The 23,489-nt window shown below is 65.7% G+C and carries 26 protein-coding genes and 1 pseudogene; 9 read left to right on the forward strand and 18 right to left on the reverse strand.

Annotated features, from left to right (window positions below; translation table 11 throughout):
• Positions 1-243 precede the first annotated feature (243 nt).
• The 9 genes and pseudogenes from ACYVOK_RS12315 to ACYVOK_RS12355 all read right to left on the reverse strand — a co-directional run bounded on the left by ACYVOK_RS12315 (position 244) and on the right by ACYVOK_RS12355 (position 8,460).
• Positions 244-1,185, reverse strand: a complete 942-nt coding sequence (locus tag ACYVOK_RS12315; protein WP_460662477.1) for a trypsin-like serine peptidase — start codon at positions 1,183-1,185, stop codon at positions 244-246.
• A gap of 492 nt (positions 1,186-1,677) precedes the next feature.
• Positions 1,678-2,325: an IS21-like element helper ATPase IstB gene (istB, locus tag ACYVOK_RS12320; protein ID WP_460662478.1), complete on the reverse strand. Its 648-nt coding sequence runs from the start codon at positions 2,323-2,325 to the stop codon at positions 1,678-1,680.
• A 127-nt stretch (positions 2,326-2,452) separates the two neighbouring features.
• A pseudogene (istA, locus tag ACYVOK_RS12325) lies at positions 2,453-4,129 on the reverse strand (IS21 family transposase).
• A 103-nt stretch (positions 4,130-4,232) separates the two neighbouring features.
• Positions 4,233-4,418: a hypothetical protein gene (locus ACYVOK_RS12330; RefSeq protein ID WP_433513450.1), complete on the reverse strand. Its 186-nt coding sequence runs from the start codon at positions 4,416-4,418 to the stop codon at positions 4,233-4,235.
• Between the two features lie 132 nt (positions 4,419-4,550).
• Positions 4,551-5,405: an alpha/beta fold hydrolase gene (locus ACYVOK_RS12335; RefSeq protein ID WP_460662479.1), complete on the reverse strand. Its 855-nt coding sequence runs from the start codon at positions 5,403-5,405 to the stop codon at positions 4,551-4,553.
• Positions 5,406-5,432: 27 nt separating this feature from the next.
• Positions 5,433-5,855: a DoxX family protein gene (locus tag ACYVOK_RS12340; protein WP_460662480.1), complete on the reverse strand. Its 423-nt coding sequence runs from the start codon at positions 5,853-5,855 to the stop codon at positions 5,433-5,435.
• 103 nt (positions 5,856-5,958) lie between these two features.
• A complete protein-coding gene (locus ACYVOK_RS12345) occupies positions 5,959-6,801 on the reverse strand; it encodes an ABC transporter permease (protein WP_460662481.1) in 843 nt (280 codons plus the stop codon).
• Positions 6,798-7,763, reverse strand: a complete 966-nt coding sequence (locus ACYVOK_RS12350; protein ID WP_460662482.1) for an ATP-binding cassette domain-containing protein — start codon at positions 7,761-7,763, stop codon at positions 6,798-6,800. Before ACYVOK_RS12350 ends, ACYVOK_RS12345 begins: the two co-directional genes overlap by 4 nt.
• Positions 7,764-7,866: 103 nt before the next feature.
• Positions 7,867-8,460, reverse strand: a complete 594-nt coding sequence (locus ACYVOK_RS12355) for a PadR family transcriptional regulator (protein WP_460662483.1) — start codon at positions 8,458-8,460, stop codon at positions 7,867-7,869.
• A 536-nt stretch (positions 8,461-8,996) separates the two neighbouring features.
• Between ACYVOK_RS12355 and ACYVOK_RS12360 the strand changes: the two genes are divergently transcribed.
• Entirely contained in the window at positions 8,997-9,956 is a 960-nt protein-coding gene (locus tag ACYVOK_RS12360; RefSeq protein ID WP_460662484.1) for a hypothetical protein, read from the forward strand.
• On the opposite strand, the gene ACYVOK_RS12365 is transcribed toward ACYVOK_RS12360, so the two are convergent.
• Entirely contained in the window at positions 9,944-10,312 is a 369-nt protein-coding gene (locus ACYVOK_RS12365; RefSeq protein ID WP_460662485.1) for an RNHCP domain-containing protein, read from the reverse strand. The two genes, ACYVOK_RS12360 and ACYVOK_RS12365, sit on opposite strands and share 13 nt — an antisense overlap.
• 141 nt (positions 10,313-10,453) lie before the next feature.
• On the opposite strand from ACYVOK_RS12365, the gene ACYVOK_RS12370 reads away from it, so the two are divergent.
• From ACYVOK_RS12370 to ACYVOK_RS12380, 3 genes are read left to right on the forward strand one after another with little or no spacing between them, the layout of a single operon-like run.
• Positions 10,454-11,230 carry an ABC transporter ATP-binding protein gene (locus ACYVOK_RS12370; protein WP_460662486.1) on the forward strand — a complete coding sequence of 259 codons (777 nt, stop codon included), beginning with the start codon at positions 10,454-10,456 and terminating at the stop codon, positions 11,228-11,230.
• Positions 11,227-11,988 (forward strand): ABC transporter permease, encoded by a 762-nt coding sequence (locus ACYVOK_RS12375; protein ID WP_460662487.1) that lies wholly within the window; start codon positions 11,227-11,229, stop codon positions 11,986-11,988. The genes ACYVOK_RS12370 and ACYVOK_RS12375 overlap by 4 nt, the downstream gene beginning before the upstream one ends.
• Before the next feature lie 15 nt (positions 11,989-12,003).
• Positions 12,004-12,789, forward strand: coding sequence for a MerR family transcriptional regulator (locus tag ACYVOK_RS12380; protein ID WP_460662488.1), 786 nt, complete (start codon positions 12,004-12,006; stop codon positions 12,787-12,789).
• A 62-nt stretch (positions 12,790-12,851) separates the two neighbouring features.
• Here ACYVOK_RS12380 and ACYVOK_RS12385 read toward each other — a convergent pair whose 3' ends face one another.
• Together ACYVOK_RS12385 and ACYVOK_RS12390 are read right to left on the reverse strand one after the other, a co-directional pair.
• Positions 12,852-13,412 carry an HAAS signaling domain-containing protein gene (locus tag ACYVOK_RS12385; protein WP_460662489.1) on the reverse strand — a complete coding sequence of 187 codons (561 nt, stop codon included), beginning with the start codon at positions 13,410-13,412 and terminating at the stop codon, positions 12,852-12,854.
• Positions 13,409-13,750, reverse strand: coding sequence for a PadR family transcriptional regulator (locus tag ACYVOK_RS12390; RefSeq protein ID WP_460662490.1), 342 nt, complete (start codon positions 13,748-13,750; stop codon positions 13,409-13,411). The genes ACYVOK_RS12385 and ACYVOK_RS12390 overlap by 4 nt, the downstream gene beginning before the upstream one ends.
• Positions 13,751-13,860: 110 nt before the next feature.
• Here ACYVOK_RS12390 and ACYVOK_RS12395 point away from each other — a divergent pair, with 110 nt between their 5' ends.
• Complete coding sequence (locus ACYVOK_RS12395) at positions 13,861-14,130, forward strand: hypothetical protein (RefSeq protein WP_460662491.1); 270 nt, start codon at positions 13,861-13,863, stop codon at positions 14,128-14,130.
• 37 nt (positions 14,131-14,167) lie between these two features.
• Here the strand turns inward: ACYVOK_RS12395 and ACYVOK_RS12400 are convergent, their stop codons facing one another.
• A complete protein-coding gene (locus tag ACYVOK_RS12400) occupies positions 14,168-14,668 on the reverse strand; it encodes an SRPBCC family protein (RefSeq protein ID WP_460662492.1) in 501 nt (166 codons plus the stop codon).
• 88 nt (positions 14,669-14,756) lie between these two features.
• Here ACYVOK_RS12400 and ACYVOK_RS12405 point away from each other — a divergent pair, with 88 nt between their 5' ends.
• Complete coding sequence (locus ACYVOK_RS12405) at positions 14,757-15,359, forward strand: TetR/AcrR family transcriptional regulator (RefSeq protein ID WP_460662493.1); 603 nt, start codon at positions 14,757-14,759, stop codon at positions 15,357-15,359.
• A 1,696-nt stretch (positions 15,360-17,055) separates the two neighbouring features.
• Here the strand turns inward: ACYVOK_RS12405 and ACYVOK_RS12410 are convergent.
• Entirely contained in the window at positions 17,056-17,853 is a 798-nt protein-coding gene (locus ACYVOK_RS12410; protein WP_460662494.1) for an endonuclease/exonuclease/phosphatase family protein, read from the reverse strand.
• Between the two features lie 117 nt (positions 17,854-17,970).
• Between ACYVOK_RS12410 and ACYVOK_RS12415 the strand changes: the two genes are divergently transcribed.
• Complete coding sequence (locus tag ACYVOK_RS12415) at positions 17,971-18,885, forward strand: uridine kinase family protein (RefSeq protein ID WP_460662495.1); 915 nt, start codon at positions 17,971-17,973, stop codon at positions 18,883-18,885.
• Positions 18,886-18,941: 56 nt separating this feature from the next.
• Here ACYVOK_RS12415 and ACYVOK_RS12420 read toward each other — a convergent pair whose 3' ends face one another.
• Positions 18,942-19,973: an aldo/keto reductase gene (locus ACYVOK_RS12420; protein WP_460662496.1), complete on the reverse strand. Its 1,032-nt coding sequence runs from the start codon at positions 19,971-19,973 to the stop codon at positions 18,942-18,944.
• Between the two features lie 52 nt (positions 19,974-20,025).
• Positions 20,026-20,472: a nitroreductase/quinone reductase family protein gene (locus ACYVOK_RS12425; protein ID WP_460662497.1), complete on the reverse strand. Its 447-nt coding sequence runs from the start codon at positions 20,470-20,472 to the stop codon at positions 20,026-20,028.
• A gap of 157 nt (positions 20,473-20,629) precedes the next feature.
• On the opposite strand from ACYVOK_RS12425, the gene ACYVOK_RS12430 reads away from it, so the two are divergent.
• A complete protein-coding gene (locus ACYVOK_RS12430; RefSeq protein WP_460662498.1) occupies positions 20,630-21,214 on the forward strand; it encodes a TetR/AcrR family transcriptional regulator in 585 nt (194 codons plus the stop codon).
• Between the two features lie 86 nt (positions 21,215-21,300).
• Here ACYVOK_RS12430 and ACYVOK_RS12435 read toward each other — a convergent pair whose 3' ends face one another.
• Positions 21,301-21,966, reverse strand: a complete 666-nt coding sequence (locus ACYVOK_RS12435; RefSeq protein ID WP_460662499.1) for a DUF3841 domain-containing protein — start codon at positions 21,964-21,966, stop codon at positions 21,301-21,303.
• Positions 21,967-22,156: 190 nt separating this feature from the next.
• Positions 22,157-22,852 (reverse strand): winged helix-turn-helix transcriptional regulator, encoded by a 696-nt coding sequence (locus ACYVOK_RS12440; protein WP_460662500.1) that lies wholly within the window; start codon positions 22,850-22,852, stop codon positions 22,157-22,159.
• A 129-nt stretch (positions 22,853-22,981) separates the two neighbouring features.
• Here ACYVOK_RS12440 and ACYVOK_RS12445 point away from each other — a divergent pair, with 129 nt between their 5' ends.
• Positions 22,982-23,428, forward strand: a complete 447-nt coding sequence (locus ACYVOK_RS12445; protein ID WP_460662501.1) for a cupin domain-containing protein — start codon at positions 22,982-22,984, stop codon at positions 23,426-23,428.
• The last annotated feature ends 61 nt before the right edge of the window (positions 23,429-23,489 follow it).

Genomic DNA, 23,489 nt, shown 5'->3' on the forward strand with positions numbered 1-23,489 from the left:
CGCACTCGCTGAAACGGCCGGCCACCCGCCGTCCGCCGTTTGCTGTACGCTCCCGTCTACCGGTGGGCTCCCGCATCGCCTCGCTAGCAATCATGGAGGGGACGGTCCGGCCCGGCACGCGTCAAGGGCGCCTACGGCGTCCCTCCGGGATCTCCGACCCTTGACCCGCACCGCACCGAACCTAAGGTCGGCAGCTATCGGGACGATCGCGGGAGGACTGCCCGCGCACTTGACACGTAACCGTCAACTGCTGCCATCAGGTGACTCTTCGCCGGACTCGTCTGCGGCATCGGCAATCGCTTTGTCCGCATCGGTGGGCTCTGACACCTCGACTATAGATTCATCCCCAACTCGACGCTTAAGTCCAGCTGCATCAAGAAGGATTTGCACACATTCATCGACACAACGGGCCTTATAGACAATTCCGAGATCGATTGGTTCGTTGAAGCTCGCAATTAATGCAGTGTCTACGACTTCAACCTTGCCGTCAACTCGGCGCGTGTGCACTGCGGCCAATACTCCAAGAAAGATGGCCCGGGAGCCAATCACCGATGCGCCCTTGCGATCGGTGTACATGCCCCAATTGGCGATGAATACTGGGCTTCCGCTAGATCCGCCGAAGACCGAGGCATCAATCAAGAATGCTGGCGCACCCTGATAGTCCACCTCAATCGGAGTTGCTGTAGTACCCCGCCTTGCAATGGGGAGGAGGTTAACTCTGTCGTAGATGCCATTCGGATACCCGATAAAGGTCACCTGTTCGACGGCGTCCAACTCTGGCTCAATAGCCACGCCGTAGACTATGTCGGCGCCAACAGCGCGAAAGAAGGGCGTCTCGTCCAGCTTGATCATCTCGTCTAGGATGCTGTAGAACGGCATGACGGCAACATCAACCAAATCATTAGGGTGACCAACCCAAATTGATGCGTTGAAGTTGGTGATCCGCATCCGCGAAGGAGTACCCAAGAGCGGACCTCCGTCAGCGTCGCGTCGCATCATCTGAATGACGAGTTCATTCGCGCCCGCAAGGACATGCTTGTTCGTCACCAGAAAATGAGCAGATCCACGGGTGGTATCGACGGAATACAGAAAGCCAGTTCCTGTCCAACCATCTCCGTTGCTCTTGATTGCCTGCAGATGAACGGTGGTGAAATACAATTGTTCGGCGAGTGATTCGACCTTCACGCTTCCCCCTCGTAGATCCGTGCTCGCGAATTGCTGCGGCTGAGCTGGCGTTGAAGCGTAGCCCAGAACGCTCTCGAGGCGAGTCGATGACGTGGACGACCTCCTCGACGCCTCTAACCTGTCGAAGCCGAGCCCTCGGCGGGCTGTAGGTCGGTGCCCACCAGGTAGCAGACGGCGCACCTCGTCCGGACGATCAGCACCCGATCCCCCGATCCACACGCGAGGACCGCGCGGTTGCAATTGTGGTTGCAGTTTCGGCACGTTCGCTCTCGTTCGGCCGGGTCGCCCCGCTGGGCGGTGAGGGCTACGTGAACCTTCGCGGATCGCGCTGGACACAGCCTGGTCGAACTTAAACCTCGCGGCCGAAAGGCATACGGGTGGCTGCGGAGGTTTCGTCCGACACCGCTTGTTGGCGAGTTCTGACACCGCCGGGCACGTGTCGGTGCCGCGGATGTTGGTTTGCGTCGACACCGCTTCCGCGCCCGACGGGTGTCAGGTTGTCCGCTGCTTTGTGGCTTGGGCCAGACGGTAGGAGTCGGTGCCGGTCTCGAGGATGGTGCCGCCGAAGGTGAGTCGGTCGACGATGGCTGCGCATAGCCGGGGGTCGGTGAAGGTCTTGGTCCAGCCGCCGAAGGACTCATTGGACGCGATCGCGACCGAGGCCTTCTCCTCACGCTCGGTGAGGACCTGGAAGAGGAGTTCCGCGCCGCGGCGGTCGAGTTGCATGTAGCCGAGTTCGTCGATGCACAGCAGGTCGACGCGGCCGTAGCGGGCGATGGTCTTGGCGAGTGCCATCTCGTCGGCGGCCTCGACGAGCTCGTTGGCAAGCTGGGTCGCCAGGGTGTACTTGACCCGGTAGCCGGCCATGGCGGCCTCGGTGCCGAGCGCGATCAGCAGATGGGATTTGCCGGTGCCGGAGTCCCCGATCAGACACAGCGGCTGGCCCTTCTGGACCCATTCGCACTTGGCGAGGGTGTGGATCACGGCGGGGTCGATGTTGGGATTGGCGTCGAAGTCGAAGGCCCGCAGGGACTTCTCGCGAGGGAACTTGGCTGCCTTGATCCGGCGTTCGGACCGGCGTCGGGCGCGATCGTCGCATTCAGCGAGTAGTAGTTCGGCGAGGAACCCGCGGTAAGACATCTGCTCCCGCCCTGCCGGTCGGCGTAGTCGGTGGAGGAGTTGCGGATGGTGGGCATTCGCAGCATCCGGCAGGCCTGGTCGATCGCGGCGTCGGCTGTTTCTTCGGTCATCCCTCGGCGCTTGGTGGTCACGGTGCGGCTCCTTCGTTCGGGGTGTCACGTCGGCTGGCCAACAGCTGGTCGTACTTCTCCACGCTCGGCAGCGGCCGAGTGTCGGCCGGGATGTGGGCGCGGAGCCGGCGCTCGGTCAGCGATCGCACGGCAGGGATCTCGCCTTCTCCGCGTGCCCTGTCGCCGCTCATCAGGGACTGGTGGTCCGCTGTCGTGTCGTCGGCTCCGCCATCTGCTGTGTCGTTGTACTTGCGCGCTTCCAACGCGACAGCGTCCGCGGTGAGCGCGCCTGCACGCAGCGCCGTCGCGAGTCAAGCGACGACGTGGTCGTGTGGAAGGTGCCGGTGCAGCATCAGGACCTCAATGAGGGCACGGGTGCCGTCGGCGTCACCGTGGGCCTTGCAGGCCGCGGCCCACCAGGCGTCGTGAACGGGCGTGAACCGCCCGGATGCCCTGGCCTGCTCCAGCGCTTTCGCACCGGGTAGCGCGCCCGGTTTGCGGAGGAGGACCTCGAGATAGTGGTCCAGGTCGACCCGGGTCGAGCCCTTGGTCATGAGCCGTTCGTGGCGGGCGATCTCGGTCCTGCCGTCGAACACGACCAGGTCGCTGGCGTTCAGGAGCACCCGGGCTTGACGGCCGACCATGCGCGCGGGCACGGAGTACTTGTTCATCCGGACCGTGACCTGGGCGTACCGGTCCACGCGCGGGGTGAACCAGCGGCCGGTCTCGAACGGCTCGGTCGGAAGGGGCGCGAGGAGTGGCTGCTCGGTGGCGAAGTGTTCCCCGACCGTGCGGGCGCGGGACCCGATCCGCCGGGCGTCGTCGGCTTCGTCCCAGGCGTCGACCATAGCGTTGAGCTCGTCTAGGGAGTCGACTTCTGGGATGGGGACGAGGTGGTTGCGTCGGAACCAGCCGATCTGCCCCTCGACGCTGCCCTTCTCGTGCGCACCTTGGATTCCGGGCTGACAATAGAAGGCTTCGATGCCGTAGTGGGAACGGACGGCGGTCCACCTGTCGGCCTCGACCCGCTGGCGGGAGAACCCGATCACGCTCGCGACGGCGGCCTTGAGGTTGTCGTAGCGGATCTTCCCGGTCGGCACCCCGCCGAGCACGTTGAAGGCGTGGACGTGACCCTCGAAGAAGGCTTCCTGCCCAGCCGAGGCACTGACCCTGTGCACGGCCTTGCCCGAGTAGGAGAGCCGAAGGCTGAACAGCGCGCAGGTTACGAGCTCGCCGCGCAGGTGGATGGCGACGTCGCCGAATTCAACCTCGGCCCCGCGGCCCGGGAGGTGTTCTTGCGGGATGAACGCGTTGGCAGGTTCCCGTCCGACCTCGACGCGAATCTCACGGCGTCGGGTGGCGACGTACTCGCGGACCATCCAGTACGACACCACCCCGGCCCCGTCATGTTCGTCAAGCAGTCGATCGAAGATCCGCTTCGCCGTGTGTCGCTGCTTCCGCGGCGCGTCGAGGTCCGAGCGCAGCCAGTCGTCGATCACCACTCGGTACGCGTCAAGCCGTGAGCCGCGTTTGGGCGGTTGCTTTCTCTCCTTCGGCCATGCAGATTCCAGCGCCGCTGTCACGGTTCGGAAGCCGACGCCGTGCTTGCGCTGCAGCGCGCGGTTGGACATCCCAGATCGGGCATCCCGTCGGATCGCCGCGTACAGGTCGACCCGGGAACGCGGCTGCGTCATCGGTGGCACTCCTGACGTGAGCACGCCGTGGGCACGACTTTCGGCACCGGGCCACCGCCCGGGAACGGTGACCGCATGCGACCACAGCCCGGAATCACTGGCCCTACCGAGGTGCCTGGTCATGTGCTGCGCAGGGCTTCGGTGGGCGGTATTGAGTCGGCCCGGAGTGCGGGGTACGACCGACGACGGAGCCGATGAGCAGCGAGTAGGCCAGGTCGAGTCCCACTGAAGCCCAGGTCAGTACGACGGCCCGGCCTTGCGTGGTGACGAAGACGTTGGTGACGAGCACGCCCAGGATCAGGCCTGTGATGCCGCCGACGACATCAACCTCGACACCACCTGTCCGCCCCGTGTCCCTGGCGCGACGAAGATCTGCTTGCGCGGTGTCTAATCGGTCTTCCCGCAACACCTCGCGGGCCCCTCAGTGTTCGCTGCTGAAGAACCGTAGCAACAGCGGGCCGACGGTCTGTGGGTCGACGACGTGATCCGGCCCTTCGAGGGTCTCCCGTTGAGCGTGGGGTAGTAGGTCTGCAAGCGCGTCGGCTGCGCGGTCGAAGAAGTCCGAGGGCAGGCCTGCCAGGTAGGGGGACGAGATCGGTCCTCCGGTGATGACCAGGACCGGTTGGGTGACCGTTGCCAGGCGATCGGCCGGCAATTGGTAGCGGTTGAGGAAGACGCTGTCGTGGACCAGCGTGGGTGCGAGGGCGACCGAATGCGCCCAATGCGGCGTCTGCTTTGCCGCGGTCGACATTCTCGAACGCATCATCGCCCCTGCCGCGATGTCGTCGTCGGAGGCGCCGGTCACGCGCATGAACAGTTCGAGAACCTCCTCGTCTCGCCCGGCGTCGAACGCGCGTCGGGTGTCCGCGATGTACTTCTCGAATCGAGGGCGTATGTCATCCCCGACCGCGTAGGGCACGTCCCACACGGCGATCGTGTCGATGGTTGACCCGGCCGCGGCGGCTTCCATCGCCAGCGCACCACCAGAGGACGCCCCGAACAGGTGTGCCGAGCCGCCCGCCGCCGCGATCAACGCATCCAGGTCCTCGATCTCCCTTTCCACGGCGTAGGGCTCGATGAAGCCGCTCGCGCCGCGTCCCCGACGGGCATAGTTGTAAACCGTGAAGTGCTCGGCGAGAGCAGGTACCAAGGGAGCGTTCTCGGCTCCGTCGTCCAGTCCGCCGCCTACCAGGACGACAGCCGGGCCGCTTCCCTTCCGGTCGTAGGCGATGGCGGTGCCATCGTTTGATGTCACGCGAAAGGCCATCTCGTTCATCTCGCATCTCCGTTCGAGAGGTTTGTCTCAGCGCCTGAGCAGCGTGCCGACGACGGCCTCGGTGCGCGTCCACCGCGCCCTTGCGATCACGGCCGCCACGACGAGACAGGCGAGCGGCAGCCAAGGGCTCTGCTCGAGCACGAACTGATCGGTGATGACAGCACCGGTCAGCAATGCCGCCAACGCGAGACTGGCCAGGCCCGCCAGTGCCGGGATCAGAAGTCCAACCCCTCCCGCGACCTCCAGCGCTCCGACCAGGTACCGGAGCCACTGGCCAGCCCCGATGTCGGCGAACATGTCCACCATGACCGGGTCGCCGGCGAGCTTCGAGATTCCGCCGCCGGCGATTATCGCCGCCAGCACGACTTGCAGAATCCAGACCCCGATGCTGCTCGCCCGCCCGGGCGTGTGCGCAACGGTTTCCGGGTTGTTCTTGGGGATGGTGCTCATGCGTCTCTCCTTGTCGTGTCCGGGCCTGGTACCGGTGATGGCGTTGGCCGAGTGGGCCGGATTGTCGGAGTTGATGTCGACCAAGTGCTCGCGGTAGCGGGATCTATTTCTTGTTGCGGTAGAGGACCATGGTGATGGGACCGAAGACCGCGACGAGAAGTACGGACGAGACGAGCACCCAGCCGATTTCCCCGGCGGGCACCGAGCCGTGCATCAGGCCGCGTACCACGGTCGCCAGGTGGGTGATCGGGTTGACCTCGACGACCGCCTGAAGCCATCCGGGCATCGTCTTCGGGTCCACGAAGATGTTGCTCACGAACGTCAGTGGGAACATCACCATCATGCTGACTCCCGCCACCGAGTTCGGCGTGCGCAGGATCAGGCTGAGCATCGTCCACAGCCACGACAGGCAGAACGAGAACACCAGCAGCAGCACCACCGAGAGCACCACGCCGACGGCGCCACCCTCCGGCCGGAACCCTAGGACCAGGCCGAGCGTGATGACGATCGCCGACCCGATCGAGTAGCGCATCACATCGCCGAGCAGGGCGCCGACCAGCGGGGACGGTCGCCACACCGGAAGTGACCTGAACCTGTCGAAAACGCCTTTCTGGATGTCGGTGTTCAGCGTGATGCCCGTGTTCATGGTGATCATGACGTTCGCCTGCACCAGGATGCCGGGCAGCAGGAACTGCAGGTATTCCTGCGTCGACCCGGCGAGCGCGCCACCGAACAGGTAGGTGAACATCAGCGTGAACATGATCGGGAACATGGTCACGTCGACGAGTTGCTCCGGGACGTGTTTGATCTTCAGCAAAGCGCGCCAGCCGAATGTCAACGAGGTGAGCACCGGACCGGGGCTAGACGGCCGCTCGCCGGCCAGCACACCGCGCAGCGCGTCCTCGGTGACCGGCGGCGACGCCTGCTCCGCGGACGTGGCATTCATGTGGCATCCTCCTTGGGTGTCTCCTCGGCGGCGTGTCCGGTCAGGGCGAGGAACACCTCGTCCAGTCTCGGCTGACCGAGCGCGAACTCGGTGACGTCGATGCCGCTGCGGGACAGCTCGGCGAGGGAACGGGCGACCCGCTCGGGGTCGGAGATCCTTGCGGACAGCGCGGCCGGGTCGGCGGACGGCTCGGCCGGCACGTCGAGAGCGGCGGCGAGGACCCGTTCGGCCTCGGCCCGCTGCTCGGGCGCACGTAGCCGTACGTGCAGCGAGCCGGCGCCGACCGATGCCTTGAGCTGGCCGCTCGAGCCCTCGGCGATCACCTTCCCGTGGTCGATCACCGCTATCCGGTCGGCCAGCTGGTCGGCCTCGTCGAGGTACTGCGTGGTCAGCAACACGGTGGTGCCCTCGGCGACCATGCCCCTGACGATCTCCCAGACCTGGTTCCTGCTGCGCGGGTCGAGCCCGGTCGTGGGCTCGTCGAGGAAGATCAGTTCGGGGGTGACGACCAGGCTCGCCGCGATGTCGATGCGCCTGCGCATCCCGCCGGAGTACTTCTTCACCTGCCGGTCGGCCGCCTCGGCAAGACCGAACGCGTCGAGCAGGTCGGCCGCCCGCTCCCTGCCTCGGCGGCGTGAGTAGCCGAGCAGCCTGGCGAGCAGCAACAGGTTCTCCACCCCGGTGAGGTCTTCGTCGACCGACGCGAACTGCCCGGTGAGGCCCACCCTGCTCCGCACCGCCCGGGCGTCACGCACGACGTCGTAGCCGAGCACTTGCGCCTCTCCGGCGTCGGGGCGCAGGAGCGTGGCGAGCATGCGGATCGTGGTGGTCTTGCCCGCCCCGTTCGGGCCGAGCACGCCGTACACGCCACCGGCGCTCACGGCCAGATCCACACCGGCGACCGCGTGGGTCTTGCCGAAGCTCTTCTTCAACCCTCTCGTCTCGATCGCGAGCTTTCCCATGGGTTCGAGTCCTTCTCTCGGTGTTGCGAACGGATTGGTTGAGCTAGTCAAGTTTGACTACTTGGCCAGAGTGCACGAGCAGGAAACGTCTAGTCAAGGTTGATTAGAAGCGCATCTTGAGGGGATCGGGGACCGTTCGCCACGAACCCGGATCATCGGCCATGGTGTAGGCGCCCTCAGACAGTCGTTTGCTCAGGTTCTTCGCCCACTCCAGTTCGGTGCGTGCGTGTCCCGCCCACAGTTCGGCCTGATCGCGGACGTGTTCGGGAATGTCGGGGTTCGGGTTCTCCCACCCCTTGGCCTGCCCTACGAGCTCCGCTTCCAGGCGCGCGACCCGCTCGTTAACGTGCGCGATGGCATCTGTCCTGGTCAGCATGGGCAACATGGCGATGGCCGCGTTGAGCATGGCCGGGTCGTGGGTGCGCCGCAGACCGTCGCGGACCAGTTCGACTATCTCGTCACGTCCCCGAGCTGTCGCGCGGTACAGAACGCGCTCCGGCCCGGAGTTGCCCGGCTCGGCGTGTTCGGTGAGGAGGCCATCAGCCGCCGCCTTTTTCAGCGCGTGATAAATCGAGCCGGGCTTGATCTTGGCCCAAATCTCCGCACCCCAGCTCTGCAGTTCGGACCGCACCTGGTAGCCATGCGCGCCGCCGGAGAGGTGCACGATACCGAGTACCAGGAGCTTCGTCGCCGACATGCGCCCACCTCCGCTCAACCTGCTTGTCTCGATCGCGAACTTTCCCATGGGTTCGATTCTTCTCTCGGTGTTGCGAACGGATTGGTTGAGACTAGTCCAGTTTGATTACTTGGCCAGAGTACGCGAGGAGGAAACGTCTAGTCAAGGTTGATTAGAAGCGCATCTTGAGGGGATCGGGGACCGTTCGCCACGAACCCGGATCATCGGCCATGGTGTAGGCGCCCTCAGACAGTCGTTTGCTCAGGCTCTTCGCCCACTCCAGTTCGGTGCGTGCGTGTCCCGCCCACAGTTCGGCCTGATCTTGGACGTGCTCGGGGGTGTCCCGATTGGGGTGCTCCCCGCCACTTGACCTGCTCTACGAGCTCCGCTTGCGCGCCCGCCAGGGTGGTGTCAACTCCCACCAACACTAGGCTGCCCTCCTGGTCCGGGTGGTGTCAGCACTGACCTACAAACGGTGCTGGTGGAGACCTCCAAAATCATCAACACAATCATCAGGCACCGCAGAGATGCCCGATGCAGATGCGACCATCGGTTCCATGGGTGAGCAGCAGGAACCGGAGTACCGGCAGCGGCCAACCTCGACCGAGGTGATCGCGGCACTGCGGGACGCGGGATGGCTTCTTGAACAGGACACCGCTAGGACTCTGGAAAGGAGCCGCTTCCATGTAACGACAGCCAAGGCATTCCCAGATCCGGACGATCCGTCCGTTTCCCGCGAGATCGATGTCCATGGGTATCGAGAGGTGTTCCGCAGTGATGAACTCAGCTTCAGCGTCGGCGCGAGGATCCTTGCCGAATGCAAGCAGAGCTCGATGCCGTACGTAGTCGTGGGAGGTCCGGCCACAGCGCACGACCTGGATGAGGCTCGTCTAGAACAACAGTTCCGTTTTCCAAGCGTCGAAACTGGGCGCACGGAGCTAGGCGATGGCCGGTCGCTGCTTCACCAGACCTCCGCCCGGCAGTATCTCGGTCTGGACGCATTGCCGGGTAGCCCTTGGGACGGTGGCTTCCTCGGCAACCAGATGACCCGGCTGGACCGGAAGAAGACTTGGCTCGCCGACAATCGGGGAATCTTTACATCACTCGTGTACCCGCTGGCGAAAGCGCTCACCTACTTCCGTTCGCAGTCGAACCGGAGCTCCTACGTCATGCACAGGCCTGGGCAGGAATGGGCAATGATCCAGTTCTACTACCCGCTTGTCGTTACTTCGGCGCCCCTCTTCGCCGTCGATGTGACTGCGACTGATCTGGAGGCGGTTGAAGTGCCGTGGGCGACAACAGCACGCGAGATCAAGTCGGCCAAGATCGATGGCCGATTCCGTATCGATGTTGTCAACTCCGCCTCGCTCGGGCAGTACCTCGACGAGCGAGTCAATACCTTCATGTCCGCCGTCGGGGCACTCGCCGCGGGAGACCCGAGGCGCTTCGTCACCCACCAGGATCACGGCTACAACCGGCCAGGTGAGTCGGATGACGGAGAACGTCAGACACCGTAGGTGAACAGCTCAAATGCGAGCCGACGTTGCGGAATGTCGGGGACGCCGGGCTCATCACAGGCGGTCTTGTTGAGTCGCAGGCGACCGCAATTGGTGCACCTGTGGATGGGGACCCAGCGGTCCGCGCCGCGGACCGTAACCGCGATCGGTTCCTGCCGCCGTAGTAGTCGGCGTTGCGATCGCCCGGCACATCGGGTCCAGGTGGCGCGATCACAGGCAACTCGGGCAATGGTCGCGATGGGTGATTCCGGGGGCGTCGAGGGAAACCCTCCACGCCACTGTGCTCCCAGCTGAACGAACGTGCGAATGCCAAGCCGAGGATCTTTCAGAGCACAGCTGCAGGACAGAACAGACATCCCAGTCCACCTTCCGGTGCGCGGCGGCCCGTCCGGCGCACCTCCGCACAGCAGATCTGCCCGTCGCCGACCGTCAATCGATTAACACCCCGTCCAGACGGCTTGACCTTGACGCGGGGTCAACCCCGCAGGCTGATGCGCATGACAGTTCAATCGATCGCAGACCCGGCGATCCACGTCCGCGGTCTGGAGAAGTCGTACGGGAAGAAGGCCGTCCTGCGCGGCGTGGACTTCGACGTCGCGCGGGGCAGCATCTTTGCGTTGCTCGGCTCCAACGGGGCAGGCAAGACCACGACGATCAGGATCCTCTCGACACTCCTCAAGTCGGATGCGGGGACGGCCGCCGTCAACGGTTTCGAGGTTGCCACGCGGCCGGCCGACGTACGGGAGTCCATCAGCCTGACCGGGCAGTTCGCCGCCGTCGACGAGATCCTGAGCGGCCGGGAGAACCTCGTCCTGGTCGCGAAACTGCGGCACGTCGAGAATCCGCGCGCGGTCGCCGACGAATTGCTTCGTCGATTCGCGCTGACCGATGCGGCCGCTCAGCGCGTGTCGACGTACTCGGGCGGAATGCGCCGCCGCCTGGACATCGCGATGAGCCTGATCGGCGACTCAGCGGTGATCTTCCTCGACGAGCCGACCGCGGGGCTCGATCCCGAGGCACGGATCGAGGTCTGGCACACGGTCAAAGAACTCGCTGGCCACGGTACGACGGTGCTGCTCACCACGCAGTACCTGGAAGAGGCCGAGCAGTTGGCCGACCGGATCGCCATCCTGCACAACGGCCGGATCATCGTCAACGGCACCCTCAGCGAGCTCAAGCAGCTACTTCCACCCGCGAAGGTCGAGTACGTCGAGAAGCAGCCCACTCTCGAGGATGTCTTCCTCGCCATCACGAGCACCGAGGTCCAACGATGACCACCTACTTCTTCAGCGACGTCGGCGCTCTCACCGGCCGGACGCTGCGCCACGTCACCCGCAGCCTGGACACCATCATCACCACCGTCCTCACACCGATCGCGATGATGGTGATGTTCGTCTACGTCTTCGGCGGCGCGATCGACACCGGCCCGGACGCGTACGTGAACTACCTGCTACCCGGCATCCTGCTCATCACGGTCGCGTCGGGCGTCGCGTACACCGCGTTCCGAATCTTCATGGATCTGAAGAGCGGGATCTTCGAGCGGTTCCAGTCCATGCCGATCGCGAGGTCCGGCGTGCTCTGGGCGCACGTCGTCACCTCACTCGTCGCCAACCTGATCTCGCTCGCGGTCGTCGTCGGCGTCGCGCTGATCATGGGCTTCCGCTCGGGGGCGAGCGTGCTGGACTGGCTCGCTGTCGTCGGAGTCCTGTTCCTGTTCACGCTGGCCCTGACCTGGATCGCCGTGATTCCCGGCCTGTCCGCGGCGACCGTCGAGGGCGCGGGCGCGTTCGCCTACCCGCTGATCTTCCTGCCGTTCGTCAGCTCGGCGTTCGTCCCAACGCAGACGATGCCCGGCCCCGTGCGCTGGTTCGCCGAGCACCAACCGGTGACGTCCATCGTCGACACGATCCGGAACCTGTTCGCGCAGCAGCCGGTCGGCGACGACATCTGGACCGCGCTGGCGTGGTGCGTCGGCGTCCTGGTCGCGGCGTACGTCTTCGCGATGGCTGCCTATCGCCGGAAGGTCGCCTGAGGCAGGCTGAGACCTATGCTCACGATCAGCCAGCTGGCGGCGTACGCCGGGGTGACGGTCCGGGCGGTCCGCCACTACCACAAGATCGGGCTGCTCCTGGAGCCCGATCGCGACCGGTCCGGGTACCGCTCCTACAACGCGGCCGCCGTCGTACGACTGATCCGGATCCGCACCTTGGCCGATGCCGGCGTACCGCTTGCCCGGGTGCAAGAACTCCTCGACGCCGCCCCGGACGAGTTCTCCGACGGCGTCGAGGAGATCGACAAGCAGCTGCGCGCCGAGATCCGGCGGTTGCGCGACACCCGCAAGCGCCTGGCCAGACTTGCCGCCGGCGAAAACCTGACCCTGCCGCAGAGTGTCGTGGACTACCTCGACCGGCTGCGCGGTCTCGGACTCGACGAGCGGTACATCGAGATGGAGCGAGACGCCTGGATCATGGTCGCCGCCCAGATGCCCGATCTGGTCGAGGCCGTGATCGTGAAGAAGCATGAGGCGCTCCAGCACCCCGACATGATCAAGCTCTACAGCATCGCGAACGAAACGCTCGACGCGCCTCTGGACGACCCGCGGATCGTCGACCTCGTCGACACCCTGGAGCGCCTGATGATCGCCGCTGTGCAGGCCGGTGAGGCGGGCACGTACGGCCTCGACGACAAGCTGGTCGCGCTGATGGACGCGGCCGTCCTCGAGTCCTCCCCCGGCGCCGAACGCATCCTGGCCCTCCTGGAGGAACGAGGATGGAAAGGCTGGACCCGCATCGAACGAGTTCCCACAGACAGGCTCGACGAGCTGAGCCGCTGACAACTGCTCCTGTTCGCGAAGCAGCACGACGTCGATCTCCCGGCCGACAGCAAGTGGCTGGTCTACGAGACCTGACGCGGCGCGCGGGCGTTCAGGGCCAAGGCGGTGAGCAGACCGATCGTGATCACCGAGTCAGCCAGCAGGATGAGCCACATCGGGGGCTGGAAGAACACGTCCAGGAACAGGGCCGCGGCGTAGCCGATCGGCCAGGTCAACGTGCCGATCAGCTTCCAGATCGCGGTCCAGCGGTTCGAGGTCCAGAGCAGTCCGACTCCGATCGCCCAGCCGATCACGGCCACCAGCCAGCTGAGCGACAGCAGGTACGGCGCGACCAGCAGCAGTCCGAGCGCGACGAAGTCCCGCGGGCGCAGCCGCGGCGGGAGCTCGACCCGCACCAGGCCGTCGGTGGCGGCGGCAACGATCTCACTCGGCCGGCCGAGCCGCTGCAGCACCTCGCGGAGCTCGTCCTCCGACGTCGCACCGCCCGCGCGCGCCTCGGCGATGTGCGCCTTCAGGTCGGCGAGCAACTCGTCGCGCCGCCCGGCCGGCAACTCGGCAGCCGCGGCGGCCAGCTCGTTCAGGTACGCGTCGACCAGGCGATCGCTGTCCAGTTCCCTGTTCATCCCCGTCTCCCACTCTGCAAGATCTTGTCCACCGACAGGCAGAACCGTTGCCAGTCCGCGGTGAACTCGGCCAGTGCCCGGCTACCTTCGGGCGTCGATGTGTAGTAGCGCCGCGGAGGGCCGGACGCGGACTCCTGCCAGCTCGTCTCCACCAGACCCTCACGCCGCAACCGCGCGAGAAGCGGGTAAATCGTGCCTTCGGTGGTGATCAGTCCGTCGACCTCACCGAGCGCCTTGACCAACTCGAAACCGTAACGGCGCTCTCCCTGCAGCAGCGCGAGCACGCAGTACTCCAGCGTCCCGCGGCGCAGCTGCGTGAACACCTTTTCCGCTACCATGCGACACAAGGTACCTGTTCGCGCCATGATCCGGCAAGAATGCCCTCTCAGGTGTGGGCTTCGGGCCGGTGCCCGATAGACGGTGCGGCAGCGACGGAGCGAGATTGGTGATGCTGAGCAAGGACGCGATCGCCGACGTCATCGAGACGTTGCGCGGCACGGACTTCTACCGCCCGGCGCACGAGATCGTCGTCGACATCATCACAGACCTGTGCGCCGCCGGCCGACGCGATCACGGTCGCGGCCGAGCTGAACCGCCGGGGCGAGATGGCCCGGATCAGCGGCGCGCCGCACGCCGCGCCATTCGGGCCGTCTCCACCCCTCAAGCCGGTGCAACGGGGGCCGCCGGCAGGCGACGGCAGACCCCCGCGGTCCACTAGCTTGGCCGAGGTGATCAGCTGGATGCGCGCTGGTCTATCAGTGGGCTTCGGCGGCCTGCTTCAGTGTGGTCAATGACTCCGCGAGGACATCGTCAAGCTTCTTGTTGTTGAAGAAGAGCCCGAGCAGCGGGCCTGCCATCGACTCCTCGACAACCACGCGTGTGGACTCGTCGTCGATCGGCTCCAGCAGGAACCGGTGTACGACCTTGGCGCCGAAGGCACTGCCGGTCCAGGCGATCTCATGCGGCGCGTCGATGACGGCAAAGCGGGCCCGCATCCGCGCTCCGCTCCGGGTGCGGGTGAAGCGGCCGTCCACCGTCACTCCCTCGTCCAAATGGATGTCTCGGACACCGGGTTCGAGGTTGTCACTCCAGCGCGGGACATCGGAGAGCAGTTGCCAGACTCGCTCGATCGGCGCCCCGATCCGGATCCCGCGGTGGCCCTGGATTGCGGCACGGTCATCGATGCGGTGCTTCTTCGCGTACTCCTCATGCAGCAAGGTGATCGACGGGCCGGTGTACAAGAGCGAACTGAACATCTGCCATCCTCAGGTAAATGCAACTTGCTGTTGCGTTTACGATAGTGCCACCCCGATGCAGGCCGGCACAAATGACGTGGGAGGTCACGTGAGCAACACCGGCTCCGCTCGCCCCGGCGGCCGGACCGCACGTACCCGGGCGGCGGTGTTCGAGGCCACCGTGGCCGAGTTGGCTGCGATCGGCTACGACCAGACCAGCGTGGAGGCCATCGCGCAGCGTGCGGGCGTGCACAAAACCACGGTCTACCGGCGCTGGGGCAACAAGGACCAGTTGGTGGTCGAAGCGCTGGAGGCGGCTGCCGAGGTCTTCATCGACATCCCGGACATCGGGAACATCGAGTTCGACCTGCGAATCCTCGCCCGCAACGTCAGGGTCCTGCTGGCGAGCACGGTCGGTGTCGCCGCCGTGCGGGCGCTGGTCTCCGGGGCCCAGTCGTCACCGGCCGTCGAGCAGGTGCTGCGACGCTTCTGGGCCAGTCGCTTGGCCCGGGTCGCTCCGATCGTGGAACGCGCGGTCGCTGATGGCCAGCTGCCGGCCGGAACCGACCCGCTCGAGGTGATGAAGCACCTGGCGGCGCCGCTGTTCCACCGTGTGCTGGTCACGGCCGAGCCGGTGACGGAAGCCGATGCGGACCGTGCGGCTGCCGCCGTACTAGCCGCTGCCCGAGCCGGGGTCTTCTCCGCACGATGAACCGTGCCCCGGCGGTCGGCGCCACGGCAGGCGAACATGGCCGGCCACCTCGGCCACCTCGACGCCATCCGCGAGATCCTCGAGGGGTGCACTTGGTTCGGCCAAGACGAACTTTTCAGACCGGCGACGATTGCCCCCACTGCAATCGGAAAACGCGATGGTCGTCAGGACTCGTCATAGCGATCATTAACGGCGCTTCAGGGTCGACGTTTACAGAGCCTGGCACTTCGCTGGGGCGGACGCCCACTGCGCCCACGGAAGGTCGAGTTCCATCCTCAGATTCTCAAGGCACGCTGGCAGCGACGTGTTGCTGGTTGAGCAAACGATCGATTCTCAACACCTCATCGCGACCGGACTTGTAGTCCGGCCATCGGATCTTCACCGGGAGTGCTCAGGTCGCCGGCATTTCCGCAGGTCACACCGAAGACGGGTTTCCGGTCGCCGGTGAACGCGCGGCCAGATCACTCTGGCGGTGATCACCGCATTGATCTCACCCGATCCCAACCAGTCGGCTGTGCCACTGGCCGCCCTCGTAGTACGTCTCGACGTCGCCGGTCGGCACGGCGATCTCTCCCCGGCGGGAACATGATGGCGTACCTTGAAGGTCCCCCCAACGTGTGGCGCCTTACCCCCCGGCCCACACGGGACGGGTGCCCCGACCCCTAGGCCGGGGCACTCCGTTCGCACGGAGGCCAGCGGAACGCGCCTCTTGTCCGGAATCCGACGCCGCCCATGTCGGAGTTCCGGTCATGTGTGGGCCCCGGCGCTGCATCGGTTGAACGCCGGGGCCTCAAGCATCCGGGTTCTCGAATACCCGGGGCTCGTGCCGGTCCGGTACCCGCTGGTGATGATCGACCGGCCCCGCGGTGTTGTGAAGTCGAGGAGCAAGCCGCACGATCCGGCATGGTCACCTTCCGCGTCCCGGTCCCGGTCCGGCTCAAAGAGCCTCCGTCGCCGTCTCCGGACGACCCAGCGGTGCCTGTGTTCCGCGACAAGCCGGATCTTGGTCAGAGGTTGCTCGATGCCTTGGGCACGTTCGCACTGTTCGGTTCCAGCGCTCCACCGAGCAGCCCTCCGATCTCATGGATCGACGAGCTGAGCTTCCATGTCTACGTCGTCATCCCGGCGGCCGGCACGGTCGGCGTCGGGACGACTGCGGTGAGGCCGCCCGCTCCGCACGAAGGCCGCCGAAGTCTTCCGGTCATGGAGGAGATCCCCCGTCACACCTACCAACTTCTAACGAAGAGGCCTCGGCGTGCGGCCCGGATGGCAGACGAGTGCCTTGGCCAAGCAATGTCTGGCTCGGAGTCAGCGTTGAGTCCACGGATCAGCTGTGGCGGATTGATGGACGTGGTCGCTGGTGCCTTCAGGTGAGGTACGCGGTCACCCGCGTTCGCACGAACGTGCAGCCTCGCCAGCTCCGTCACTGCTCCGTGGGAGGGTGACAAGCGTCGATCAGCGTCGGGTGTCGTTGAGATGTAAAACCGCAGGTCAGGGTGCAGATTGATGGTTCCGGCTGCTCGTGGTGGTGAGCACCAAGAAGATCCTCGACATCTTCGAAGGCACCCAACAAATCCAGCAGTTGATCGTCGCCCGCCGCCTCCTCGGCAAGACATCTGCTGAACTGAAATAGCCATGCGGAAGGGATTCCAGCTGGTGCCAACGCGACTTCCACCCTCGAGCACTGGGATGTCGTTCAGCGGTCGCGCCATCTGAAGTCGCAAATGACCGGTCGATGGTCGGAGGGAAAAATGCCATCGACGGCTTGATCCATGGTGACGGCCGCATCGACGTTGACAAGCTGGTCCTCGTGTCCGGGGCGGTAGAAGATGTGGTCGATCCGCTGGTCGACGAGTTCCGGACCCGCCTCAAGGGGTGCGGACGGATGGGTGGACGGCAGCGTCACGGTGTCCGGCCTGCCGTTGCCCGCAGTCCAGGCGTCGGTCAGTACGTCGCGCAATGGGCGGAGTACGGCGCTGTCGGGCGCGGCGTTGAGGTCGCCCATGACCAGCGACGGACACGGTCCATCGTTGTTCGGATCGGTGGCGAGGTCGGCCAGTTGCGCGGCTTGAGCGATGCGATCGTCGCTGTAAACGGTCGCGTACTCGAGGCAGGCGACCTGTATGGACAGGGGTCCCGCAGGATGCTCCACCGTGGCGCTGAGGATCACTGGCTCCCAGGCGCGATGGCGCGCGGGCATCACGATCGTCTCGCGTCTGGTGATGGGCCATCGACTGATCAGTCCGATGCCGAGATCGACCCCTTCCTGATCGGGGTCGTCCGGCGCGTCCGGTGGGGATGGGTACGACGGTGACGCGAAGGCGGCCTGGAAGCCGAGAGCGTTCGCCCACTCCTCGGCTTGGCTCGTCCCCTCCGCTGCCCAAACCTCCTGAAGTGCGATGACGTCCGGGGAGAATCGCTCCAACGTGGCGAGCAGTCCGGGCTGGCGTTCGCGCCATCGAGGGCCGAACCGCCACCACACGTTCCAGGTCATGGCTCGAAACTGGTGTTCCGGCACAAGTCTCCCTTCCTGGCCCAGCGGTCTGCGGATGGTCCTGAGTTGCCGTCTTGGTGCCCGGAACTCCGCGACCTCATGCGCCACTGCTTGGTCGTGCGCGACCTGACCGGGGACGAGTTCGGTCCCCTCGTACCGACATGTACACCTCATCGCCGTCATGAACCGCAGGCTCGATGGCTTGGCGTGCGGCAATCCGACAAGGTGATGCACCTGGCGCTCGGGTTGCGTTTCGCCACGGCTCCGCTCGTACTGGCGCCATCAGGGGTCCGTCATCGCAGCGAAGGGTTGCTGCGGCACACTTGGCTGATGTTGATGAAGCCTGGCCCTGGTGAGCCCGTCGCTGGTCCTTGGGTGGCCGTTGGTTTGGACGACTTCGCCGCGACGATCGTCGACGCCGCGGGGACTTCCACAGCGCGTCCGCGCATCGTGGCAGTCGACGGCCGGAGCGGTGGGGGCAAAACCACCCTCGCGAAGCAGCTGATCAGCGCTGTGCCGCGAGCCGCGGTCGTTCACGTCGATGACGTGGCGTGGAATGCCCCGATGTTCGGATGGGCCGACCTCCTGGCAGAGGGTGTGCTCGAGCCCCTTCGACGCGGCGAGGCGGTGTCGTACCGTCCACCCGCCTGGGATACGCATGGCAGGCCCGGTGCCGTCGAGGTACCGGCTGGTCTCGACCTGGTGGCCGTCGAAGGAGTCGGCGCCGGACGACGCGAACTCGCCGATCTCATCGATGCGCTGGTGTGGGTCCAGTCCGACTATGCCGAGGCCGAACGCCTCGGAATCGCCCGCGATATCGCCTCTGGCGTGAACGGCGACGCACAGGCGTCCGTGGACTTCTGGCACGACTGGATGGCAGCCGAGATCCCCTTCTTCCACCGCGACCGGCCCTGGGAACGCGCCACCATCATTGCCGCCGGCAACTCCAAGCATCCGAAACAAGCCGAAACCATCCTGATCGCGCCGCCGCCGAACGGGAAACGATCCCGGATAACACGCGCCCGCTACTGACCTGTTGCGTGTGTGCGCCACCTTCACATCGTCGTCGTCGTGGGTGGAGCCAGGGGTCAGGCGGCGGAGCGTTCGGCGACGAGTCGGCGGCGCAGGCTTACGTTTGTTATGGCCGGGGGTGTGTAGGCCGCGTCGTTGGGGCCGGCGTCGGTGCCGGGGGGTGCGATCTGGTCGATCTGGTCGAGGATGTCGTCGTCGAGGGTGACGTCGGCGCCGGCCAGCAGGTCGTCGAGTTGTTCCATGGTGCGGGGTCCGATGATTGCCGACGTGACGCCGGGGTGGGCGATGGCGAACGCCATTGCGAGGTGAGTCATGGGCAGGCCGGCCTTGTCGGCGAGCGGGATGAGCTGCTCGACGACGTCGAGCTTGCGCTCATGCGTGAAGTGCTGCGGCATCAGCTCGGCTCGATGGGTGGCGCCGATCTGGTCTCCCTTGCGGTGCCGTCCGGTGAGCAGGCCCTGGGCCAACGGGCTCCAGACCAGGGTGCCCATCCCGTAGCGGCGCGCCACGGGCAACACGTCGCGCTCGATGCTGCGGTTCAGAATCGAGTACGGCGGCTGCTCGGTGCGGAAGCGCTCCAAACCGCGTCGTTCCGCTACCCACTGCGCTTCGACGATTTCGGCGGCGGGGAAGGTCGACGACCCGATCGCCCGGACCTTGCCGCTGTGGATCAGGTCGGACAGCGCCGACAGCGTCTCCTCGATGTCGACCGTCGGGTCCGGGCGGTGGATCTGGTAGAGGTCGAGGTGGTCGGTTTGCAGGCGGCGCAGGGAGTTCTCGACCGCGGTGATGATCCAGCGCCGCGAGTTGCCGCGGTGGTTCGGATCGTCGCCCATCGGGTAGTGCACCTTGCTGGCCAGCACGACGTCGTCGCGGCGGCCCTTGAGTGCCTTGCCGACGATCACCTCGGACTCGCCGACGGAGTACACGTCGGCGGTGTCGAGGAAGTTGATCCCCGCGTCCAGGGCCCGGTGGATGATCCGGATCGATTCATCGTGGTCGGGGTTGCCCATGGCTCCGAACATCATGGTGCCAAGGCTGTAGGGACTGACCTGAATTCCGGTGCGTCCCAGCGTGCGGTACTTCATGCCACTTCTCTCCCCGAGCACAGCGGCTCGGCACTCGAATAGTTGTTGCGAGTCACTGCGCCCGGCCGGCCGCCGCCTGGATTTGTGGGTCGTCGAACACGATCTCGACCAGTGGGCTGTGCGCCAGCCACACATTGACGTCCTGGCGAGGAACGCCGCGCGCCGCGTAGGCAGGCCGGTCCTGGAGGGCGACCACAGCAGGGATGACTCGTTGCCGGGTCTCCTCGTCCACAGCGACCGCCGTCGCCGGCAGATCCGCTGTGACACCTCGCTTGAGGTGGACCACGAACTTCGGGTTCTTGCGAAGATTCGCGTACCAGCTGCGCCGCACCGGCATCCCGGTGAGATAGAAGCGGCCGTCGACGCGGTGGAACCAGATCTCGATGCGCCGCAACAGCCCGGTACGAGCGCCTGTCGTGGTGATGTCGATGACGTGATCATCGGGCGGTGAGTCCGGCCGAAGCGTCAGAGCTCGGATCACGGCCTCGTCCACACTCATCTCCACGCCTCCAGCACGGCGGAAACACGCTCCGTCATGGTCCTCTTCTCCGTTCTGGGATCGCCGCAGCCGACGATCATCCGTAACCGGAACAACGTTCCGATAGGATGCGATACTATGTCGAACGTTGTTCCACTTACAACCCGGAGGGGGAGCGTTGACGTCGACAGGAGGCTCTTCGAACGGCGACCGGCCGTTGCGAGCCGACGCGAAGCGGAATGTCGACGCCGTGCTCGAGGCCGCGAAGACCGCGTTCGCCACGACCGGCGTCCACACGCCCGTACGTGAGATCGCGGCCATGGCCGGCGTCGGCACAGGGACGCTCTATCGACACTTCCCACTTCGCGCCGATCTGGTCTCCGCGGTGTTCCGGCGCGAGTTGGACGCCTGCGCCGAGGCGGCGGCCAGTTTGGTCTCGACCTACGAACCGATCGAGGCGCTCGAACGCTGGCTGGCGCAGTACGTCGAACTCCTGAGCACCAAGCGCGGACTGATCACCGCGATGCATTCCGATGCCCCGGCGTACGAGTCACTGACGGAGTGTTTCCAGGATCCGCTACGGCCCGCACTGAGGCTGCTCCTGGACAACGCCAGTCGCGCAGGCGTCATCCGGCCGGATGTCGAGACCGACGACCTGCTCCAAGGCGTGGCCGCGCTGTGCCTCCTGGACACAGCTCAAACCCAGCGAATGGTCGCACTCCTCGTCGCCGGCCTACGCAACCACAACTCCCCGCACCAGTGAAGCCCCATCCCACTTCTACCTACGGAGGGAAGGACCAAGGCCAGCTGCGTCGAAGGCCTCTTCGTCAAGACTCACCCGCATAAAAATCAGTGGGCAAGCCTGACGGCCTCGACTACGTCGTTGACACAGAGCTCGTGCATCGTCGCTTGCCACTCGGCGCGGCGACCGTAAACGCTCGGGTCGAAGATGGTCTCCCACGACCGCTCGATCTCATCGCGCAGGTCCTTCGGCCAGTCGTGTACCGGCGCGGTTTTGACGGCGGCTGCCTCGAGACGAGCCTCGAACTCGTCGCGGGTCGTCTCCCAGCGACGCTGGTAGTCCTCGTCAGACTCACCGGGCACGGACCGGACACAGAGGGCACGCATCAAGACGAGGTGCCAGTCATCGAAGTGGGACAGCAGGACGCGGTCGCGTGGCACACGGCAGGTCAACAGCACCTCGCCTCTGGACCGGCGACAGAGATCAACCAGGTCGCGACGGCGGATTCGCGCCCACAGCCATAGCGCGCTCTCTCCGTGCGTAGGCAACCGCGCTGCCATCTGCCGCAGCATCCACTCATACGCGTCGGCGAAGTCCTGCTCGGCCCGTGCCGGATCCGCGATCAGCGATCCTGTCGACAGCAGCGCGTCGAACGCCTCAGCCGTCTGGACGGTATGCAGCAACAGCCGATCCGCCCTGAGGTCGTAGCCCATACGGCCCCTCGGCACCGCCTGCTCCGCCTTCGAGACCCGAATAGGAAACGGCACGCTCACGCCACCCATCATCGCCGATGACCAGCACGGCTGATGACGCGGCCGTTGGGTAGTTGCCGCCCAGTGAGGCGTGGTTTGGATTGCGGCGGCTGTAGCTGTGGAGCCGCGAGGTAGGCGAAGGCGCGGTGTTGGCTGCTGGTGAACGAGCGGGTGGCCGCGACCGGGGCGTGACTGCCGGGGTTAGCCTTCCTCACGTTCGCGGCGGAGGCGCCGAGGCCGTAGTCGGGACGAAGGCGGCGAAGGGGCTGGTGCCGAACCAGTTGGGGAACTGGCGGGTGAGAGTTGGAGGGCCGAGCAGCTCGAGTCGGGTTTCGCGGAGCGCCGTGGCGTAGCTCAGGCGTTTGAGGTGCAGGTCGACGAGGGTGGCGGAGTCGGTTCTGCAAACGACGTCTTCCGAGTATCCGCTGGGGCGAGTGCAGAGCTCGGACTGTGGGCGGCGCAGGAGCAGCCAGTACCCGTCCCGCGGCCGGTCGCGCAACTCGAACCGGACAACGGTCGTGTCCGCAGGAATCCGGTTGACGTCGACGAGCTTCAGGGTGGCCCACAGCACGTATCCCGGGTCGAGGTGGCTCGGCTGGATTTCCAGCCACTGCGCCCCCCACTGACCCATCGCGTCGAGAACTGCGCGCAGCGCCAGACCCATCTCTGTCGGCTCGTATCTGACCCCGCGGCCGCTCGGTCCGACCGTACGCCGAAGAACGCCGTGGCGCTCGAGGGCATCCAGACGCTGAGTCAGCAGAGCCGTGGAGATCCCCGGCGCTCCCTGCCGGATCTCGTTGAAGGTCCGGCAACCGTTCAGCAGATTCCGCACGATGATCGGCGTCCACCGCTCCGCCAGCAGCTCAGAGCTCCTGGCGATCGGGCAGAACTGGCCGTACTCGCGCACCCCTCCAGCGTCGTCCTCGCGAGGCTCGCTGGCAACTTCAGAATCTGATGTTGCCACCGGCGGCGGATCGGCGGGACGGTGAGAGCAGCTGAGCCGGTGTCGCGCCGGCGGACCGAAGGTGGTGGGGTGATGATCCAGACCGGACGGGCACATGTGGTGACCGGGACGGAAGGACGCTCGGTGGACCTGGGCGTGGCCAGGATGCGAGTTCTCGCCGACGGTGTGGTCGGTGGAGCGTTCTCGTTGACCGAGTTCGCCGGGACGGCCGAGGGTCCCTGGACGGTCCCGCATCTGCATCGTGGCTTCGAGGAATCGTTCTTCGTGCTCGACGGCGAGTTCACCTTCACGGTCGGCGACGAGGCCGTCGTCGCAGTCCCGGGAACTTACGTTCTCGTTCCGCGCGGCACGTCGCACAGCATCAGCGCGGCGGCCGGCGGTGGACGGTTCCTGACGCTGATGGTGCCAGGCGGCTTGGAGGAGATGTTCTTCGAGCTTGGCGAGCTCCCTCCGAACGCGATCAAGGATCCGACCGCCCGCCGCGCCATCTCGGCGCGCTACGACTCCATCCCCTTGTGAGGATGCGAGTCAGCGCCTCCGGTCCGGCGCCCATTAACTGAACACCGAGTCTTGCGGATCG

The sequence above is a fragment of the Kribbella swartbergensis genome (genome assembly GCF_054784135.1).

Excerpts from the sequence above, each read along its gene's own strand:
- istB (WP_460662478.1), bottom strand. The coding sequence starts at position 2,325 with ATGTCTTACCGCGGGTTCCTCGCCGAACTACTACTCGCTGAATGCGAC.
- ACYVOK_RS12335 (WP_460662479.1), bottom strand. The coding sequence starts at position 5,405 with ATGAACGAGATGGCCTTTCGCGTGACATCAAACGATGGCACCGCCATC.
- ACYVOK_RS12340 (WP_460662480.1), bottom strand. The coding sequence starts at position 5,855 with ATGAGCACCATCCCCAAGAACAACCCGGAAACCGTTGCGCACACGCCC.
- ACYVOK_RS12345 (WP_460662481.1), bottom strand. The coding sequence starts at position 6,801 with ATGAATGCCACGTCCGCGGAGCAGGCGTCGCCGCCGGTCACCGAGGAC.
- ACYVOK_RS12350 (WP_460662482.1), bottom strand. The coding sequence starts at position 7,763 with ATGGGAAAGCTCGCGATCGAGACGAGAGGGTTGAAGAAGAGCTTCGGC.
- ACYVOK_RS12355 (WP_460662483.1), bottom strand. The coding sequence starts at position 8,460 with ATGTCGGCGACGAAGCTCCTGGTACTCGGTATCGTGCACCTCTCCGGC.
- ACYVOK_RS12360 (WP_460662484.1), top strand. The coding sequence starts at position 8,997 with ATGGGTGAGCAGCAGGAACCGGAGTACCGGCAGCGGCCAACCTCGACC.
- ACYVOK_RS12365 (WP_460662485.1), bottom strand. The coding sequence starts at position 10,312 with ATGTCTGTTCTGTCCTGCAGCTGTGCTCTGAAAGATCCTCGGCTTGGC.
- ACYVOK_RS12370 (WP_460662486.1), top strand. The coding sequence starts at position 10,454 with ATGACAGTTCAATCGATCGCAGACCCGGCGATCCACGTCCGCGGTCTG.
- ACYVOK_RS12375 (WP_460662487.1), top strand. The coding sequence starts at position 11,227 with ATGACCACCTACTTCTTCAGCGACGTCGGCGCTCTCACCGGCCGGACG.
- ACYVOK_RS12380 (WP_460662488.1), top strand. The coding sequence starts at position 12,004 with ATGCTCACGATCAGCCAGCTGGCGGCGTACGCCGGGGTGACGGTCCGG.
- ACYVOK_RS12385 (WP_460662489.1), bottom strand. The coding sequence starts at position 13,412 with ATGAACAGGGAACTGGACAGCGATCGCCTGGTCGACGCGTACCTGAAC.
- ACYVOK_RS12390 (WP_460662490.1), bottom strand. The coding sequence starts at position 13,750 with ATGGTAGCGGAAAAGGTGTTCACGCAGCTGCGCCGCGGGACGCTGGAG.
- ACYVOK_RS12395 (WP_460662491.1), top strand. The coding sequence starts at position 13,861 with ATGCTGAGCAAGGACGCGATCGCCGACGTCATCGAGACGTTGCGCGGC.
- ACYVOK_RS12400 (WP_460662492.1), bottom strand. The coding sequence starts at position 14,668 with ATGTTCAGTTCGCTCTTGTACACCGGCCCGTCGATCACCTTGCTGCAT.
- ACYVOK_RS12410 (WP_460662494.1), bottom strand. The coding sequence starts at position 17,853 with ATGACCTGGAACGTGTGGTGGCGGTTCGGCCCTCGATGGCGCGAACGC.
- ACYVOK_RS12420 (WP_460662496.1), bottom strand. The coding sequence starts at position 19,973 with ATGAAGTACCGCACGCTGGGACGCACCGGAATTCAGGTCAGTCCCTAC.
- ACYVOK_RS12425 (WP_460662497.1), bottom strand. The coding sequence starts at position 20,472 with ATGAGTGTGGACGAGGCCGTGATCCGAGCTCTGACGCTTCGGCCGGAC.
- ACYVOK_RS12445 (WP_460662501.1), top strand. The coding sequence starts at position 22,982 with ATGATCCAGACCGGACGGGCACATGTGGTGACCGGGACGGAAGGACGC.